General features: G+C 70.1%; 20 protein-coding genes. 10 read left to right on the top strand and 10 right to left on the bottom strand.

Annotation, left to right across the window (positions count from 1 at the left end):
* Window positions 1-164 precede the first annotated feature (164 nt).
* From K8556_RS34840 to K8556_RS34820, 5 genes are all read left to right on the top strand, one after another.
* Window positions 165-1,193: a hypothetical protein gene (locus tag K8556_RS34840; RefSeq protein ID WP_223744429.1), complete on the top strand. Its 1,029-nt coding sequence runs from the start codon at window positions 165-167 to the stop codon at window positions 1,191-1,193.
* Window positions 1,183-2,046 (top strand): hypothetical protein, encoded by an 864-nt coding sequence (locus tag K8556_RS34835; RefSeq protein WP_223744428.1) that lies wholly within the window; start codon window positions 1,183-1,185, stop codon window positions 2,044-2,046. The genes K8556_RS34840 and K8556_RS34835 overlap by 11 nt, the downstream gene beginning before the upstream one ends.
* A 7-nt stretch (window positions 2,047-2,053) precedes the next feature.
* Window positions 2,054-2,440, top strand: a complete 387-nt coding sequence (gene gloA, locus K8556_RS34830; RefSeq protein WP_223744427.1) for a lactoylglutathione lyase — start codon at window positions 2,054-2,056, stop codon at window positions 2,438-2,440.
* Between the two features lie 202 nt (window positions 2,441-2,642).
* Window positions 2,643-3,971: a magnesium transporter gene (mgtE, locus tag K8556_RS34825; protein WP_223744426.1), complete on the top strand. Its 1,329-nt coding sequence runs from the start codon at window positions 2,643-2,645 to the stop codon at window positions 3,969-3,971.
* A gap of 20 nt (window positions 3,972-3,991) precedes the next feature.
* Window positions 3,992-4,915, top strand: coding sequence for a hypothetical protein (locus K8556_RS34820; RefSeq protein ID WP_223744425.1), 924 nt, complete (start codon window positions 3,992-3,994; stop codon window positions 4,913-4,915).
* Here the strand turns inward: K8556_RS34820 and K8556_RS34815 are convergent, their stop codons facing one another.
* The 3 genes from K8556_RS34815 to K8556_RS34805 are packed head-to-tail and all read right to left on the bottom strand — an operon-like array spanning window position 4,916 to window position 6,857.
* The gene (locus K8556_RS34815) at window positions 4,916-5,665 is read right to left on the bottom strand and encodes an SDR family NAD(P)-dependent oxidoreductase (RefSeq protein ID WP_223744424.1); all 750 of its coding nucleotides are present in this window, start codon (window positions 5,663-5,665) and stop codon (window positions 4,916-4,918) included.
* Window positions 5,666-5,688: 23 nt separating this feature from the next.
* On the bottom strand, window positions 5,689-6,606 hold the full coding sequence (locus tag K8556_RS34810; protein WP_223744423.1) for a tetratricopeptide repeat protein: 918 nt from the start codon (window positions 6,604-6,606) through the stop codon (window positions 5,689-5,691).
* Window positions 6,603-6,857 carry a hypothetical protein gene (locus K8556_RS34805; RefSeq protein ID WP_223744422.1) on the bottom strand — a complete coding sequence of 85 codons (255 nt, stop codon included), beginning with the start codon at window positions 6,855-6,857 and terminating at the stop codon, window positions 6,603-6,605. The genes K8556_RS34810 and K8556_RS34805 overlap by 4 nt, the downstream gene beginning before the upstream one ends.
* Window positions 6,858-7,036: 179 nt before the next feature.
* Between K8556_RS34805 and K8556_RS34800 the strand changes: the two genes are divergently transcribed.
* A complete protein-coding gene (locus K8556_RS34800; RefSeq protein ID WP_223744421.1) occupies window positions 7,037-7,870 on the top strand; it encodes an SDR family NAD(P)-dependent oxidoreductase in 834 nt (277 codons plus the stop codon).
* Window positions 7,871-7,880: 10 nt separating this feature from the next.
* Here the strand turns inward: K8556_RS34800 and K8556_RS34795 are convergent, their stop codons facing one another.
* The 6 genes from K8556_RS34795 to lspA (K8556_RS34770) all read right to left on the bottom strand — a co-directional run bounded on the left by K8556_RS34795 (window position 7,881) and on the right by lspA (K8556_RS34770) (window position 12,786).
* Entirely contained in the window at window positions 7,881-8,255 is a 375-nt protein-coding gene (locus K8556_RS34795; RefSeq protein ID WP_223744420.1) for a hypothetical protein, read from the bottom strand.
* Window positions 8,256-8,451: 196 nt separating this feature from the next.
* Window positions 8,452-8,967: an HAD family hydrolase gene (locus tag K8556_RS34790; RefSeq protein WP_223744419.1), complete on the bottom strand. Its 516-nt coding sequence runs from the start codon at window positions 8,965-8,967 to the stop codon at window positions 8,452-8,454.
* Between the two features lie 13 nt (window positions 8,968-8,980).
* The gene (locus tag K8556_RS34785) at window positions 8,981-10,081 is read right to left on the bottom strand and encodes an MXAN_5187 C-terminal domain-containing protein (protein ID WP_223744418.1); all 1,101 of its coding nucleotides are present in this window, start codon (window positions 10,079-10,081) and stop codon (window positions 8,981-8,983) included.
* A 40-nt stretch (window positions 10,082-10,121) separates the two neighbouring features.
* Window positions 10,122-11,423 (bottom strand): prolipoprotein diacylglyceryl transferase, encoded by a 1,302-nt coding sequence (locus tag K8556_RS34780; protein WP_223744417.1) that lies wholly within the window; start codon window positions 11,421-11,423, stop codon window positions 10,122-10,124.
* 86 nt (window positions 11,424-11,509) lie between these two features.
* Entirely contained in the window at window positions 11,510-12,124 is a 615-nt protein-coding gene (gene lspA / locus K8556_RS34775; protein ID WP_223744416.1) for a signal peptidase II, read from the bottom strand.
* 32 nt (window positions 12,125-12,156) lie between these two features.
* Entirely contained in the window at window positions 12,157-12,786 is a 630-nt protein-coding gene (gene lspA, locus K8556_RS34770; protein ID WP_223744415.1) for a signal peptidase II, read from the bottom strand.
* A 141-nt stretch (window positions 12,787-12,927) separates the two neighbouring features.
* Between lspA (K8556_RS34770) and K8556_RS34765 the strand changes: the two genes are divergently transcribed.
* Complete coding sequence (locus K8556_RS34765; RefSeq protein ID WP_223744414.1) at window positions 12,928-13,287, top strand: hypothetical protein; 360 nt, start codon at window positions 12,928-12,930, stop codon at window positions 13,285-13,287.
* Window positions 13,288-13,352: 65 nt separating this feature from the next.
* On the opposite strand, the gene K8556_RS34760 is transcribed toward K8556_RS34765, so the two are convergent.
* On the bottom strand, window positions 13,353-14,615 hold the full coding sequence (locus K8556_RS34760; protein WP_223744413.1) for an endonuclease/exonuclease/phosphatase family protein: 1,263 nt from the start codon (window positions 14,613-14,615) through the stop codon (window positions 13,353-13,355).
* Between the two features lie 239 nt (window positions 14,616-14,854).
* On the opposite strand from K8556_RS34760, the gene K8556_RS34755 reads away from it, so the two are divergent.
* The 3 genes from K8556_RS34755 to K8556_RS34745 form a co-directional block, all read left to right on the top strand.
* On the top strand, window positions 14,855-15,610 hold the full coding sequence (locus K8556_RS34755; protein ID WP_223744412.1) for a Mut7-C ubiquitin/RNAse domain-containing protein: 756 nt from the start codon (window positions 14,855-14,857) through the stop codon (window positions 15,608-15,610).
* Window positions 15,611-15,717: 107 nt separating this feature from the next.
* On the top strand, window positions 15,718-16,524 hold the full coding sequence (locus K8556_RS34750) for a hypothetical protein (RefSeq protein ID WP_223744411.1): 807 nt from the start codon (window positions 15,718-15,720) through the stop codon (window positions 16,522-16,524).
* Between the two features lie 93 nt (window positions 16,525-16,617).
* The coding region (locus tag K8556_RS34745; protein WP_223744410.1) for a transposase at window positions 16,618-17,351 on the top strand (734 nt) is incomplete at its 3' end.

The raw sequence follows: 17,351 nt of genomic DNA, 5'->3' as shown, positions 1-17,351 counted from the left end.
CCACACGACGTCCAGGCCCTTGGGGCACGACCAGGCATGGCCCCTCCCCGCCAATATTCACTGGAGACGCATTTTCACCATTGAGTGAATCTATCCCGGGAATGAAAATCCAGCTTCCAAGCAATTGGATTTCCTGAACATCCACGAGCCATTGCGAGCGAAAGATGCCCGCCATCCTCCATCTTCCTCCCAGGCTGATGTCCTGGCTGCCGGCGCGCCCCTGGCTCCAGGTGCGCGGCGCGGCGCGCCCGTCCCTCGAATGGGAGGGCCGCGAAGTGGCGACGTTCACGCTGCTGGAGGCCGCCTCCGGCCTCCGTGTGGACCAGTTGCCGCTGCTGCTCGGGGCGCATCGTCCCGCGACGGCGCGACCGTCCCGGGACCTCCCCTTCGTCGTCGGCCCCTGGCTCAAGAAGGACGTTCGCGACGCGCTGGAGGCGCAGGGGGTCGGCTACCTGGACTCGCGCGGCCATCTCCACCTGCATGCCCGGGGAGTGCTGCTCCACATCGAGGCGGAGCGCACCGCCGCGCGCGACAAGCCCCCGGGCACCGCGACCCTTGGCGTCCATGGCGTCCGGGCCGTGCAGGTGCTCCTCCAGGAGGAACAGCCGCTTTCCGTTTCCCGGTTCGCGGAGCAGGCCTCGGTGTCCCTGGGGCAGGCCCACAAGCTGCTGACCTGGCTCGAACAGTTGGAGCTGGTCCGCGCGGAGGGCCGGGGTCCCGCGAAGCGACGCACCGTCCGGGATCGGACCGGACTGCTCGACTGGCTCGAGCGGCAGGCTCCAGCGACACGCAGGGAGCGCTCCCTGCACGTGGCCCTCTATGCGCGGCGTCCCGAGGAGCTTTGGCAACAGACCCGCACGCGGCTCGGCAAGGCCGGCATCGCCCATGCATTCACGGGGTCCGCGGCGGTCAGCATGTTTGGCGTCGGGCCCACCAGCGTCCCCGTGTCGCGCATCCGCATCTCACCCGAGGTGCCCCTGGACCAGGCAGCGAAGCACCTGGACGCGGAAGTGACGGAGCGAGGAGCGAACCTCATGTTGATCCACGACACGGGCAGGGTCGGCACCTGGGCATCCACGTCCCGGGATGGCGTCCTGCTCGCGCCGCCCGTGCGCATCTATCTGGACGTCCGCACGGAGCGCCGGGGCGAGGACCTCGCGCGGCACTTCCGCGAGGAGGTCCTTGGTTACTGAAGGCGGACACCTGGGCGAGTACGACCCCTCGGTCCGCTCGGCCCTGCTCGCGGAGGCTGTACACGTCGTGCGTGCGTTCGGCTTCGCGGGCGCCCACGTCGTCATCATCGGCGGCCTCGTCCCCTCCCTGCTCGTCCCCGAGCCGGGTCCCGGACTCGAGCCCCACATCGGCACGCAGGACCTCGACCTTTGTCTGAGGGTCGCGCTCGTGGAAGGAGAAGTGGGGCACTACGAGCGGCTGGAGCAGACGCTGAAGGCCGCGGGCTTCCGTCCGCATCCTCATTCGAGCTGGCGCTGGAAGGGGGGCGTCACCCATCCCCTCACGGTCGAGTTCTTCTGCCCCCTGGCCCCCGGACGCGAGGCAGGCCGGTTGTACCGGCCCGGAGGCGTCGTGGGAGGAAAGCTCTCCGCGCTGGTCCTCTCCACCGGAACCCTCATCGACCGGGACTTCGTCGAGAAGGAAGTCGTCGTCGCGCTTCCAGGAGGCGGTGGCCGCACGCGCCAGCGGTTGAGGGTCGCGGGTCCAGCCGCCTACCTCGCCGCGAAGGTGGACGCCCTGCGCAACCGGCTCAAGAACAAGGATGCCTACGACATCGTCTGGATGGTCGAGTCCTGGCCCGGAGGACAAGCCGGACTCGCCCCCGTCATCCGGCAAAGCCCCATCCACACGGATCCGCTGTTCCAGCAGGCCCTCGCCGCCCTGGCCCAGGAATTCGCCGACCTCGACGCGGCGGGCGCGCGGAAGTACGCCCGCTTCGTGGCGGCCCCGGGTGTCGATGCGGATCAATCCGCCCGGCGCGCGAGCAGCGCGGTGAAGCTGCTGCTGGCGGAGCTTGAGTCCCCGCGGTTATAGCCACCGCATGCGCATCCTCCACACCATGCTCCGTGTCGGCGACCTGGAGAAGTCGCTCGACTTCTACACCCGCGTGCTCGGCATGACGCTCCTGCGCCGCCAGGACTACCCGGACGGCCGGTTCACCCTCGCCTTCGTCGGCTACGGCCCGGAGGACACCCACCCCGCCCTGGAGCTCACCCACAACTGGGACACGGCGAAGTACGAGCTGGGCTCCGCCTACGGCCACATCGCCCTGGGCGTCAGCGACATTTACGCCACCGCCAACGCCATCCGGCAGGCCGGCGGCAAGGTCGTCCGCGAGCCCGGCCCCATGAAGCACGGCACCACCGTCATCGCCTTCGTGGAGGACCCGGACGGCTACAAGGTGGAGCTCATCCAGCAGAAGCCCTGACCCACCCCCGGGCGCCCCGTCAGGACCGGGGCGCCCTCCCGTGAACCCGTGGACACGGGTGGGATGGGCAGGCAGGCGGACGGGACTTTCCGCTCGATGTTTCGCGCCTTCCGCTCGCCGCGCCCCCGGCAGGGGTGTAGAGAGGCCCGCGCGCATCGCAGCGAGGCGCGCACCCTCCCCCTCTTCTTCCGAGGCCGTCGTCATGGTGGAGAGTCCCCAGAGCCAGAACGCGCTGTCCCCCGACGAGCTTCACGAGGCGTGGGCCGTGCTCTCCGTGGACGAGCGCCTGGAGGGCTTCCGCCTGCTGCCCCCGGCGGTGGCGGACGACTTCTTCCTGGGCCTCACCGCGCGCGAACAGGGCGAGCTCATCCTCAGCCTCCCCCAGGGCGAGCGCCGCACCTGGGTCCGCCTGCTCCCCCCGGACGACCTGGCCGACCTGGTCCAGGCCGTGGAGCCGGAGCAGGTGGACGCCATCCTGTCGCAGTTGGACGACGCCAGCCGCCGCGAGGTGAACGTCCTCCTGGCGTACTCGGAGGACGACGCGGGTGGCCTCATGAACCCGCGCTTCGCCCGCGTGCGCCCGGACATGAGCATCGACGAGGCCATCGGCTACCTGCGCAAGCAGGCGCGCGAGAAGGTGGAGACCGTCTACTACGCCTACGTGCTGGACGCCGAGCAGCGCCTCCAGGGCGTGCTGTCCCTGCGCCAGCTCTTCCAGGCCGCGCCGGACAAGCGCGTGGCGGACGTCATGCAGCGCGACGTCATCACCGTGGCGGAGAACACGGACCAGGAGGCGGTGAGCCGCACCTTCTCCGAGCACAGCTTCATGGCCATGCCCGTGGTGGACGAGCAGCGGCGCATGAAGGGCATCGTCACGGTGGACGACATCGTGGACGTGGTCCAGGAGGAGGCCACCGAGGACATCCAGAAGGTCGGCGGCATGGAGGCCCTGGACGCGCCCTACTTCGACGTGGGCTTCATGGCGATGCTCAAGAAGCGCGCCGGCTGGCTGATGGTGCTCTTCCTGGGGGAGATGCTCACCGCCACGGCCATGGGCTACTTCGAGCACGAAATCGCCCGCGCCGTCGTGCTGAGCCTCTTCATCCCGCTCATCATCAGCTCCGGCGGCAACTCCGGCAGCCAGGCCACCACGCTCATCATCCGCTCGCTGGCCCTGTCGGAGATGCGGCTGAAGGACTGGTGGCGCGTGGCCCGGCGCGAACTCACCACGGGCCTGGCCCTGGGCGCGGTGCTGGGCGCGGTGGGCTTCACCCGCGTGATGGTGTGGCAGGGGCTGTTCCACAGCTACGGCGAGCACGCGTTCCTCATTGGCATGACGGTGGGCGTGTCGCTGGTGGGCGTGGTGATGTTCGGCACGCTGTCCGGCTCCATGCTGCCGTTCATCCTCCGGCGCGTGGGCTTCGACCCCGCGAGCGCGTCCGCGCCCTTCGTGGCCACGCTGGTGGACGTGTCCGGACTCGTCATCTACTTCACGGCCGCCAGCCTCTTCCTGAGCGGCACCCTGCTGTAGTCGGCGACGCTCCAGCTCCCATGATTCCCACCACCCGCCGCCGCACGCTCACCCTCGCCCGGCCCGAGTCCCCCGGCCGCCCCGCGCACGTCTCCGCCGCCAGCGGCCTGGTGCGCGCCGGGGACTGGCTCTACGTCGTCGCGGACGACGCGCTCCACCTGGCCGTGTTCCCCGCCACGGGGGACGCGCCGGGCCACACCGTGCGCCTCTTCCCCGGGGAGCTCCCGGAGGGGCACGCGGAGCGCAAGGCGGCGAAGCCGGACCTGGAGGCGCTGTGCCGGCTGGGCCCGTCCGCGTCCTTCGCGCACGGGGCGCTCCTGGCCCTGCCCTCGGGGTCCACGCCCGCGCGGCGCCGCGCGGCGGTGCTGCCCCTGAACGCGGACGGGACGCTCGCGGGCGAACCGCGCACGGTGGACTGCACGTCCCTCTACACGCAGTTGGAGCGCGAGCTGGTGGCGCTCAACGTGGAAGGCGCGGCGGTGGCGGGCAAGCGGCTGCGGCTGCTCAACCGGGGCAACGGCGAGGGCGGCGTGGACGCGCTGGTGGACCTGGACCTGGACCGCGTGCTGGGCAGCCTGGACGCGGGCGTGATGGGGCCGGAGGCCGTGCGCACCGTGCGCCGCTGGGAGCTGGGCGAGGCCAACGGCGTCCGGCTGTCCTTCACGGACGCGTCGCCGCTGCCGGACGGGCGCGTGGTGTTCACCGCCACGGCGGAGGCCTCGCGCGACCGCGTGGCGGATGGGCCGGTGAAGGGCTCGGCGGTGGGCGTGCTCGCGCCGGACGGCACGCCCGTGTACCTGGACGCGGTGGACGCGCCCGTGAAGCTGGAGGGCGTGGACGCGCGCGTGGAGGGCGGCCGCGTCCACGTGCTGCTGGTGGCGGACGCGGACGACCCGTCGGTGCCCGCGCCGCTCCTGGAAGCCGCGCTGCCCGTGCCGGGCTAGCTAGCCGCCGCGCTTCACCAGCAGCGGCCCGAAGGCCTGCACCACCGGCATCAGGGAGATGACGTTGATGTTCACGTGCGCCGGGCGCGTGGCCACCCAGTACACCGTGTCCGCGACGTCCTCGGGCGTGAGCGGCTGCGTCTTGTCGTAGAGCGCGGCGGCCTTCGCGTCGTCGCCGCGGAAGCGCACGTTCGAGAACTCCGTGCCGCCCAACAGCCCCGGCTGGATGTCCGTGACGCGCACGGCGGTGCCGTGCAGGTCCGCGCGCAGGTTGAGCGTGAACTGGTGCACGAACGCCTTCGTCGCGCCGTACACGTTGCCGCCGGGGTACGGGAACTCGCCCGCGATGGAGCCGATGTTGATGACGTGCCCCCGGTCGCGCGCCACCATGCCCGCGAGCGCCTCACGCGTGCAGTACAGGAGGCCCTTCACGTTGGTGTCCACCACCACGTCCCAGTCCTCCAGCCGCGCCGCCTGCGCGGGCTCCATCCCCAGCGCGAGCCCCGCGTTGTTCACCAGCACGTCCACCGGCGCGAAGTCCGCCGGCAGCGAGGCGAACGCCGCCTTCACCGCCGCCTTGTCCGTCACGTCCAGCGTCACCGGCAGGAGCCGCTCACCCAGCTCCGCCCGCAGCGCCTCCAGCCGGTCGCTCCGCCGCCCGGCGGCGATGACGCGCGCGCCCTCCTTCACGAAGCGGCGCGCGATGGCCTGCCCGATGCCCGCCGTGGCCCCTGTCACCAGCACGTTCATGTGAATGCCTCCCACGCGAGAAGTCAGTCGCCGCGGTCCCGGGCGGCTTCCTCGGCGCTGCCCCCCATGGCCTCCACGGAGGTGCGCGCCTGCTTGCTGCGGTCGAACGCCACCTCCTTCTTGCCAATCCCCTCCACCGTGAGGTTGGCCAGGCGGCGGCGCGCCCGGGCGATGGCGTCCTGCACGAGCGTCGGGTCGGGGTGCGTCTTCAGGCACTCCACCCAGGTCTCGATGGCCTTCTCGTTGTCACCCGCGTCCGCGCGCAGCTTGCCCATCTCGAAGAGGGCGTACGGCGCCAGCTCCGAGTCCGGGAAGCGCGTGCGCAGGTCCGCGTACGTCTTCAGGGCCTCCTGGCGCTTGCCCTCCACCATGGCCAGGGCCTGCGCCTGGAGGAAGAGCGCGTCGTCCACGTAGGGGCTGGTGGCGAAGCGGTCCGGCAGCTTCTTCGCCTCCAGCTCGCACTGCGGATAGTCCTGGAGCTCGAAGTACGTCTTGGCCACCTGGTACTGCAGCTCCGCGCTCTGCGGCGGGTTGCGGTGCAGCGCGGCGGTGAGCTGATCAATGGAGCCGCGCAGGTCGCGGTAGTGCACCCGCAGAAGCTCCGCCAGGATGATGCGCGCGTCCAGCGCCTCCGGGGACTCCGGGCACTGCTGGATGAGCTGGCGGTAGACGCTCACCGCCTCCTTCACCTTGCGCTGCTCCAGCCAGTACACGTCGGCGGCGCCCTTGAGCGCCCGGGCGCGCATCACCAGCGCCTCCGGGGACTCGTCGCGCAGCAGCATCTCGTAGGCCTTGCGGTACTCCACCAGCGCTTCGTCCGGACGCTTCTCGAAGATGGCGTCGCGGGCGCGCTGCATGTGGTCCACCGGCTTGTCACGGCACCCCGTGACGGCGAGCGCCCCCACCGCCAGGACGCACGCCCAACGCGACAGTCGCGTCATTGGCACGCCTCCGGGATGAGGCGCACGCAGCGCGTCTCGTCACAGCGCACGCACTCGCGCTCCGAGGAGACGTCCGTCACGCACACGGAGACGCGCGACGTCCTGGGGCAGTCCTCGGACGTCACGCAACGGTAGAGGCCCCCGTCGGTCCGGGTGATGTCCACCGACGTCGAGCCGCAGTTCTCCAGGTCGTTGCATCCCAGGAGCGCCGCCGCCGCGACCGCCATTGCTGCCACCAAGGCGCGTTGCACGGCCGTGGGTTCTAGCCAACTTCCGCCCCCGGGTCACGAACCGTGCGCCCGCCTGCCCGCCCGTCGGAAAACAGGATTTACCCGGGGCGGCGAGCACCCGCGCATGGCCGCGTTTCGCCCTCCGTGCTAGCCCTGTCGCGTCACGCCCTCCCCCCCCTTTTCCCCAGGAGCCCTGAACCATGAGCCTTCCCTCTCGTCCTCGCGCGGTGGTGACGGGCGCCGGCAGCGGCCTGGGCCGCGCGCTGTGTGAAGCGCTGGCGGCCCGTCAGGCGCGCGTCATGGTGTCGGACATGAACGCGGCCAGCGCGGAGGAGACCGCCCGCCGCGTCACGGCGCTGGGCGGCGAGGCGCGCGTGCACCCGTGCGACGTGACGGACCCGGACGCGGTGGAGGCGCTGGCGCGCGCCACGGACGAGGCGTTCGGCGGCGTGGACCTGGTGGTGAACAACGCGGGCGTCGCCACCGGCGGCGCGGTGGGCACGCTGCCCCTGTCGGAGTGGAAGCGCGTGCTGGACGTGAACCTGTGGGGCGTCATCCACGGCTGCCACGCGTTCGTGCCCCGGCTGAAGAAGCAGGGCTCCGGGCACGTGCTCAACATCGCGTCCGCGGCGGGGCTCGTGTACGCGCCGAACCTGGCGGCCTACAACACGTCCAAGGCGGCCGTGGTCGCGCTGTCGGAGACGCTCTACGCGGAGCTGCGGCCGCTGGGGCTGGGCGTCACGGTGGCGTGCCCCACGTTCTTCCGCACGAACATCGCCGCCGCGGCCGCGCCCTACTCCGACCCGGAGACGCGCCGGATGAGCGTGAAGCTGGTGGACCAGTCGAAGATTGGACCGGAGTGGGTCGCCGCGCGGCTGCTCAAGGCGGTGGACCGGAACGCGCCGCACGTGCTGCCCATGGCGGATGCGCGCTGGTTCTGGCGGCTGCGGCGGCTGGCGCCCGGCATCTTCCTCCGGGGCGTCATCGCGGTGGAGAAGCGCATGCGCGAGCACACCGCGCGCATCCCCGGCTAGAAACCCAAGCTCAGTTGCTGCGCTGCCGCGAGGGCGCCTTGCCGGACGTGAGCACGGCGGTGTCCACGGACGCCATCGAGTTGCGCTGTTTGACCACCCGCGCCTTCTGGTTCTGTTTGTCCTCGTGCTTGAGGATGGCGGCCATGTGGGCGTCGGCCACCTTGCACTGGATGGCGCTCACCTCCTGGTGGCGCCGCCCCAGCTCGTTCCACATGGCGAGCCGGCCCTGGCTGCCCAGCAGCCGGTCCTCGACCGCGTCCAGGGCCTGGTCCATTTGTTGACCTTCGGCCTCCAGGACCGCGAGCCGCGCCTCGGAGTCCTCGGGGGACTGCCCGCATCCGGTGGAGACGGCGAGCCCCACGGCCACCGCCAGTCCGAGCCACATCCGCCGCATCCCCACGTCGCCTCCCAGGTGTCTCGGGCCGTGCACCGGCCGTCCAGGCAGCGCAAGGTAGGAACGGGCCCTGGGAGCGACAACCCGAACGCCAGGCCGGGAGGTAGGCGTTTCCAGGAGCGAACGTTTGGGCATCTTTCCCATCCCACCGGTTTGACGGTGGGGCAGGAAGGCTGTGAATCCGCCCTCAGGGCGCGGAGCGCGCCCGGTGCTTCAGGATGAACTCACACACCTCGCGCGCGGCGCCGAAGCCCGCGGCGCGCTGGGCCACGTAGTGCACCTGCGCGCGCACCTCGTCCGGCGCCTCCGGCACGGTGGCGGAGAAGCCCACCGCGTTGAGCAGCGGCAGGTCCACCACCTCGTCCCCCATGTAGCCGCAGTGCTCGGCGGACACGTCGAGGATGCCGAGCAGCTTCTCGAAGTGCGCCACCTTGTCCTGGCTGCCGAAGTGCACGTGGCGCAGGCCCAGCGACTGCATGCGCATCTGCGCGGAGAGGCTGTCGCCGCCGGAGATGGCGGCCACCTCGATGCCCGCCTCCTGGAGCCGCTTGATGCCCATGCCGTCACGCACGCTGTACATCTGCGTCCAGCCGGAGTTGGGCACCCAGAAGATGCGGCCGTCGGTGAGCGTGCCGTCGATGTCGAAGATCATCACCGACAGGCGCGCCACCCGCGCCTTGAGCGACTCCAGGTCGTGGTTCATGCCGCGCCTTTCGCTACTTGGGCACGGCCTTGAGCGAGGCCTTGCCGTCCTTGATGACGACCTTGAACTCCACGGCCTTCGCGTTGTGCTGCTTGAGCAGCTCCGGCACCTGCTTGCGCAGCGTGGCGGCCACCGACTCGTAGGACAGCTTGGACGTGTCCTCCTGGCAGCGGCGCTTCGCGGTGACGTACGCGTCGTACACCGCGCGCAGCTTGTCGTCGGACATGCCGCCACCGGGGCCGGCCGCCGCGGGACGGGGCGCCGCCGCGGCAGGAGCCGCCGGACGCGCGGGCTGCTGGGGGGCCGCCGCTGGAGCCTTGGTGGCCATGCCCGGAGGCACCGCCGGACGTCCCGCCGCCGGAGTTCCCCCCGCGGCCACCGCCGGCGTCACGGACGGCAGCTTCGACGTCCCCGCCGCCGGGGTCCCCACGGGCGCGATGGAGGGCAGCCCGCTCACGGGCGACACCGCCGGGACCGACTGCTTCGGCGGCACCAGCCCCGCGGGCGTGCCCCGGGGCGCGCCGGCCGGCTGCGCCGCGACGGGCGCCACCGCCGGAGTCCCCCGGAAGGGCGTGCCGCTCGGGGCCTGCGCCTCCAGGTACTCCGAGGCGAGCTTCGGCTCGTTGATGGGGCGGCGGCCGGTGAGCTCCTCAATCTCCTCGAAGTCCATGTCGTCGACTTCTTCGGGCAGCTCCACCACGCCCTTCGGGCGGTCGCCCGTGGCGCCGGCCTGCTTCGTCCCGGCGCGGCGGCGGGCCTTGGCCAGGTCGCGGCGGTAGGTGCCGGCTTCAATCTCCTGGAGCGTGCGCGTCCACAGCCGCTCGTAGGTGAGGAACTTGTTGTGGAGGCTCTGCACGCGGAACTTCACCGACGTGCTGCGGATGAAGGCGCCCTTGAGCTTCAACATCCGCTTCTTCAGGTCCTCATGCGCGCGGATGGGCGCCTGCCGCTCCATGCCCAGGAAGTACTGCTCGTAGCTGTGGCGCAGCTCCGCGATGGCCGCCTCCAGTTCCTCACACTGCTGGAGGGCGGCTTCGCTGGAGGAACTGGCGTCCTGTTGCGCGGGCCGGGCCCCACCTTTGGCGGCGGGCCGTGCGTTGTCGGGCGGCGGCATGTTCCCGGGAGTGTCCCCAACCCGGGCGCGGCTCGCAACCTCAGGCCGCCGACGGTGTAGGCCCCAGGCCAGCGGCCTCACCCGCCGGTCGGTGGCGCGCCATCAGCAGCGCACCGAACGTGAACATGCACAGGGAGATGAACTGGCTGGTGGACACGTTGTACCAGGCCTCCAGGGGCACCGCCCCGGCCAGCCCCTGGGCCCCCAGCGACTCCAGCAGGCCGTGCAGGGTGCCGCGCTCCACGTCGCCCCGGAACAGCTCCACCGTGGTGCGCAGGCAGGCGTAGGCCATCAGCCACAGGGCGAAGATGTGCCCGTGGAAGCGGCGGAAGCGGCGCGCGTACAGGAGCGCCACGAAGAGCACCAACTGCCCCACCGATTCAAAGAGCTGCGTGGGGTACACCGGCAGCGTCGTGCCATGCTGGGCCACCCAGTCGGAGATGCGCACCGCGCCCGGCGCCCACTCGTGCAGCACCTGCCCGGTGGCCTCCACCACGAAGCGGCCGTCACCCGCCTGCGAGCCATACGCCAGGCTGGACGCGTCCCCCAGCCGGCCAAACAGGTCCTGGGCCAGCCCGGAGCCCGGGAAGGTGACGCCCGTGTGCGAGTGGCTCCCGGCCATGTCGCCCCAGCAGCACCCGGCGGAGAAGCACCCCAGGCGCCCCAGGCACTGCCCCAGCGACACGGTGGGGATGCACACGTCCGCCAGCCGCAGGAAGTCCAGGTCGTACCTGCGGGCGAAGAGGAACGCCGCCAGCCCCGCGCCAATGAGGCCGCCGTAGAACACCAGCCCGCCGCCCAGGGAGAAGACCTGCGTCCAGTCCCGCGCGTAGTCCTGCCAGTTCACCAGCACGAACAGCACGCGGCTGCCCACGAGCCCGCCCACCAGCACCCAGAACGCCAGGTCCATCACCTGCTCGCGCTTCTGGGGCCCCTCCGTGTCCACCCATCCTTTGCCCGGCACCAGCGTCACGCGGCGCCACTCGTCCTGCGCCAGCCGGCCCGCCACCGCCACCGCGGTGGAGAAGCCCAGGGCCAGCAGCAGGCCGTAGGTGTGCAGTGGGATGCCCTCGCCCTTGCCGCCGGGGAACGCGTCCGCGGGCAGCGCGTACTTCAGGCCGAAGTACGCGAGGAAGCCGCCCACCGCCGCGAACCCCACCGCGCGCAGGAGCTTGTCCTGGAGCGGCGCGGGGCCCTCCTGGCCCGTCTGCTCGTCCACCGGCCCCAGCGTGCCCTTCCAGCCGTTGACGGCGACGGAGGCCACCACCCCCACCGCGGCGGCGTACAGCAGGAGCTGCATCCACAGCGTGGTGAAGGACAGGCGCAGCAGGACGGGGAGCATGGGGGGACCTCTGGCCCGGGAGGCCCGGACGAACGGCGGGGACAACCGGGACGGGCGGCAGGGACATTCCCCGCCCCGTCACGCCACTACGCGGCCTTCGCGGGAGTGGAGGACTCCGGCTTCTCCTTGCGCACGAAGGCATCCACCACGAGCATGCCCACGCCGATGCAGATGGCCATGTCCGCGACGTTGAACGACGGCCAGGCGGCCTTGTCGTACCAATGGGCCTCCAGGAAATCGATGACGAAGGCCCGCGCCACGCGGTCGATGTAGTTGCCCAGCGCGCCGCCCAGCACCAGCGGCAGGCCCCACAGCGCCCACACCTCCGTGGGGTCCGTGCCGGACAGCTTCCGGAAGTAGAAGACGATGAGCAGCACCGCGCCCAGGCTCACCAGGTGGAAGAGCGGGCCGCGCAGGTGCGGCGGCAGGTCGCGGAACATGCCCCACGCCGCGCCCGGGTTCTCCGCGTAGCGCAGGCGGAAGAAGTTCTCCGCCACCTCCACGTGCGTCTTCGGCTGGAAGTGCAGGCCCCGGAAGCCCGGTTCTTGCGCGGGCGAGTAGAACGCGCCCAGCCGCTCCGACAGGGTGGTGGCCCCGTCGAAGCGGGTGGTGAGGTCGCGCACGACCAGGTACTTCGTCCACTGGTCCAGCACGATGACGCCCAGCGTGAGGGCGAGGAGGATGACGTATTTGCGCGGCACGGAGAGGGCTTATACCAGCCCACCCCCGCGCGTCACGGCTGCGGGCTGCTGCCCTGGGGCAGCGGCTGCGCGGCGGCGGCTTCCGGACGGCGCAGCGAGTCCAGCAGCATCAGCGCCACGCCCACGCAGATGGCCGCGTCCGCCACGTTGAACGTGGGCCAGCGCATGCCCGGCTGGTTGCGCCAGTGCCAGTCGATGAAGTCGATGACGTAGCCCCGGATGAGCCGGTCCACGAAGTTGCCCAGCGCGCCGCCGGTGATGAGCGCCAGCGCCACGCGCACCATCTTCTGCGACGGCTCCGTCTTCCGGTACAGCGTCAGGATGAAGCCCAGCGCCACCAGGCTCACCACGTGGAAGAACGCCTTGCGCGCCGTCTCCGGCAGGCTGGAGAACATGCCCCACGCCGCGCCCGGGTTCTCCACGTAGCGGAAGTGCCAGTAGTCCTCGATGAAGCGGTACGGCCGGGTGTTCTTGCGGAACACGCCCTCCACCGGAGGGTCGTTGTCCAGGTTCCGCTCGCTCAGGAAGCCGGACACGCGCGACAGGCCGCTGCGTCCATCCAGCGCCTCCGTCAGCCGGGACACGGCCAGGTACTTGGTCACCTGATCCGCCGCCAGCACGGCGAGGACCACCACGAGGAGGAGACGGAGGGAGGCTTTCATGGGGTGTCCGAACCTCTATCGCGCCCCCGGGAGCCCTGACAACCCGGACCCGGGCCGCAGGCCGCCGGCCCGCCTGCCCTCTCCCTCCCGGAGTCCGCCCGTTTCGGGCATGGTGCGCCCATGGCGCCTGTTGAGCCCGACGTGAAACCTTCCACTCCCGACATCGCCCCACCCGAAACCACCACGCCCCCCGCGGCGAAGCCGCCGTTGATGGCTCGCTTCAAGGCGTTGCTGCTGGAGTACGGCCCGGTGGCCTTCGCCCTGTACTGGCTGAGCTTCGGCCTGTCGATGGTGGGCTTCTGGACGGCCATCCGCGCCGGCTTCCAGCCGGAGGGCGCCGGGGCGCAGGCGGGGGCGTGGGGCGCGGCCTACGTGGCCACGCAGGTCATCAAGCCGCTGCGGCTGGGCGCGGTGTTCGTGCTGACGCCGCTGGTGGCGCGCATCCCGCCGGTGGCCCGCTTCCTGGAGCGCCACCGGCACAAGTGGAGCGACATGCTCTGAAACGGCACGGGCCGGGCACCGGGGAGCTCCCGATGACCGGCCCGCGTTGCCTTCCGGAGCGCCCGTTAGAAGTTGGGCGTGCGGAACGTCTTGATGACGCCCATGTGCTGCATGTTGGACGCGCCGCTGTCGGTGTTCATCGCCGGGTAGATCTCCGAGATGGGCGTGTACACGCGGCTGTCGAGCACCAGGCCGTTGGTGAAGGTGCTGCTCCCGATGACGGTGGGCACCTGGTACTGGCGCAGGTCGGCGTCCACGAGCACGTGGTCATAGGGCTTGCTGCGGCTGGCGTTGGTGCCGTCCTTGCCGTTCTTGTCCACGGGGTGCGGGCCCGCGGTGTCGACCACCTGCTTGAAGGTGGTGATGCACGACTCGGAGCGGGAGTCGGTGTTGAAGTCGCCGCCGATGGTCAGGTAGTCGCTCTCCGGGACGTTGGCCTTGATGTACTTCACCAGGTTGGTGGCCTCCGTGTTGCGGACGCCGGAGCCGCTGGTGAGCAGGTGCACGCTGACGACCCAGAGGTCGCGCGGGCCCGGGATGTCGATGCGGGCCCAGGCGAAGTCGCGGTTGGACACCTGGGTGTCCGTCCATTCACCCGAGTCGATGATGGGGAAGCGGCTGATGATGCCGTTGGGGATCTGCGCGCCGGTCTCGCGGTAGTAGTAGAAGCCCGGGCCGAAGGTCATATCGACCATGGCGCGGATGTCCGCCGCCGAGTCCGTCTTGTAGTTGAACTCCTGGATCATCACGACGTCGGGCTTCACGCCCTGCATCAGCCGGATGCCGTGGCCGGGGTCGTAGTCCTGGCCGTTGCCGCTGGTGAGATTGGCGGCCATCAGGCGGATCTGCGTGTAGCCGGCCTCGGAGTCCGAGCCGCCATCCGTCGTGCCCGCGTCCGTCGTCGTGCCCGCGTCCGTCGTGGTGCCCGCGTCGGTCGTGGTGCCCGCGTCGGTCGTGGTGCCCGCGTCGGTCGTGGTGCCCGCGTCGGTCGTGGTGCCCGCGTCCGTCGTGGTGCCCGCGTCGGTCGTGGTGCCAGCGTCCTCCGTGGTGCCCGCGTCCTCCGTGGTGCCAGCGTCCTCCGTGGTGCCGGCATCATCGGTGCCCGGATCCACGTCGGTCCCAGCGTCCTCGGTGGTGCCCGCGTCGTCCGTGGACCCTCCCGCGTCGGAGCCCGCATCCTCGGTGGTGCCCGCGTCAGGGCGGGTCCCGGCATCGGAGGAGGTCCCCGCGTCCGGAGGAGGAATGGGCTCGTCACCCTCGCCGCATGCGAGCGCCAGGAAACCCAGCGCCAGGAAGGGGCGGAGGAACGGGGAGAGCTTTATTGCCATACGAGGCCTGGATCCTTGCTTCCGAGGGTGTCGAGGGGGTGACCCATCGGCTTCGGCACGCCGACTGGCGCGTGATTATAGAAGTTTGCAGGAAGGCTGTCCCCTGACCGCCCGTGAGGATTGCATCATCGTGTTTCAAGAATCCGAGAGTTTCACCGGCCCTTAGCTGGGGAAGGCGGGGATTCAAAGGAAGACATCAGGGCGCCGGCTACGACGCAGCAGGACACAAGGAGTCCAGGATGTCATCACGGCAGCTCACGGTGCGGATCCACGGCGCACTGAACGACTTCGTCGCACCGGAGCGCCGGGGGCAGACGTTCACGCACGTCCTGCAGGGCAGCCCGTCCGTGAAGGACCTCATCGAGTCGCTGGGTCCGCCGCATCCGGAGGTGGACGTGGTGTTGGTGGACGGCGAGCCGGTGGGCTTCGGGGACAGGGCGGAAGCGGACACGCGCATTGACGTGTATCCGGCGTCGGATCCGTCAGCGCCGCGGGTGGCACGAGTAGGCCCGCCCATCCCGGACATGCCGCGCTTCATCCTGGACGTGGGGTTGGGGAGGCTCTCGGGCTTCCTGCGGATGCTCGGCTTAGACACCCTCTGGCGCAACGATTCCCCAGACGACACGCTGGCGCGCGTGTCCCGCGACGAAGCGCGGGTGCTGCTCACGAGGGACCTGGGCGTGCTGAAGCGCTCGGAGGTGGTGCTGGGCTACTACCCGCGGGAGACGGATCCAGCGCACCAATTGGTGGAGGTGGTGCGGAGGTACGGCCTGACGTCGCGCATGAGGCCCTTCTCCCGCTGCATCGCCTGCAACGCGCCGCTGTCCACCGCGACGCCGGAAGAAGTGCAGGGCCGCGTCCCGGAAGGCGTGACCCAACGCCACAGGCATTTCCAGCAGTGTCCCGGCTGCCAGCGCGTCTTCTGGCCCGGCACGCACCACGAACGCATGCAGAAGCTGGTGGAGACGCTGCGCAAGCTGGAACAGTCCGCCTGAAAAGAAGACGTCTGGAAATAATTTGAAGGCAAAGCTCAGGGATTGACCTCGGGAGCGTCTGAAAGCCTGCAACTCAAGACACCCTCACCCAGGCAGACACTCCCAGCATGACAGCCCAGCTTCGCCGAAGCCTTATCATTGGCCTTGCATTCCTCGCGGCGTGCCAAGCGCCGGACAAGCCCGCCCAAGAATCCTCTAGCCCAGGGTTCGTGCTTCAAGCGCTCGAAACGCCCAAGGACCGAGTCCTTTCCGTCACAAACTGGGTCGGCACCTACCGCGTCAAAACCCGTTCGGCCGGCAGCATCGGTGAGCCGGCCAATAACCTCACCTGGTCGGACAGACTTTTCTATCAGGCCCCGCTGCGGGTCATGATGATTCCTTTCCTCTCCATGGGCCTCAGCAGCGTCGACTCCGGCTTCTACAACCTTTCGTCCAGCTATGTGGTTTCTAGCGCTGGGAGCGTGGTGGAATCAAACGAGGGAAAATGCGCGGAGACGGCCAGTCCCTTCTCAACGCCTCACATGACATTCCCTTCTGACTCCACCATCCAATTCAAAGGCTATACCGACCAGGGAACCCTTCTCAGCTGTGCTGCCGTCGCAAGGCTCTTGGATCAAACCTATCCGTCCGCAGTCGCTGGCCCCATGTTTCCCAGCGTGTTCCCTGCGGACTTCTTCACCTTCCCACTTCCTGGCGTGGATGAACCCTTGCACCTCAAGGGCCGTAAGCAATTCATCACGGTGAATGGGGCAATCGTTCCGAGCATGCCCTCTCCCGTGGAGTGGGGCGCGAAGCCCATTGAGTGGGAGATATCCTGGGATCTCTGGCCAGAGGCAACAGACGTCCAGCTCGTCTTGGATGCGGAGGATTACGCCACCTGGCTTCCTCTGGGTCCCCCATCCGCGTCCGTTTAACGCGGCGGCGAAAAGCAAAGCAGAATCAAAGACATAGGTGCAGCCGAGCAGGCAGGCCCGTCGAAACGGAGGGACGAGGAACATTCTATCGGCATGAAGAAGAGCACTCCGAGGGCGAAGGTGGCAGAGGGACTGCGGGCACTGGTGTCGGCCGAGGACATCCTGGAGGCCGCGCGCCGGCTGGGGGCGTTGCAGCGCCAGCGCAAGGTGGACCTGGTGGCGCTGGTGGAGTCCACCGTGGCCGCGGTGACGCCCATGCCCGGCACGCAGACGACGGCCTTCGCCAATTACATCGCGCTCACCGGGCAAAAGCTGTCGCCCAGCGCCTTCTTCGAGCGTTTCAACCACGCCTTCGGGCAGTTGATGCGCGAGGTGGCGAGCCGGGCCGTCCAGGCCGTGCGAGAGGCCGTCGGCGAGGACAAGCCCTTCAACGAGTTGGGGGCACTGCTGGACGAATTCACGGACGTGCAGGTGGCCGACTCCACGTGCCAGCTGCTGCAGCGGCTGGCAGCGGACTGGGCCCCGTCCACCAGCGAGGCGAGGCCCGCCGCCTTCAAGTGGCACGCGCTGGTGTCGCTGAAGGACGAGTTGCCGGTGGCTGACGGCGTGACGCCGCAGCGCACGCAGGACACGCGCGCCCTGCCCGACGAGGCGCTGAGTCCCGGCACGCTCACCTTCATGGACCTGGGGTACACGGACACCGGCCGCTTCCTCGACGCGATTGAGGCCGGAGCCCACTTCCTGGTGCGACTCAAGGCCCAGCACGACCCGAAGGTGCTGCGGGTGCACGTGGGCAAGGGCGAGCGGGTGCGGGCGCGTGGCATGCG

Origin of the sequence: Corallococcus sp. AS-1-12, from assembly GCF_020036995.1 — a bacterium.
In the GTDB taxonomy this organism is placed as follows: domain Bacteria; phylum Myxococcota; class Myxococcia; order Myxococcales; family Myxococcaceae; genus Corallococcus.
This window is presented reverse-complemented; position numbering and strand designations above follow the sequence as displayed.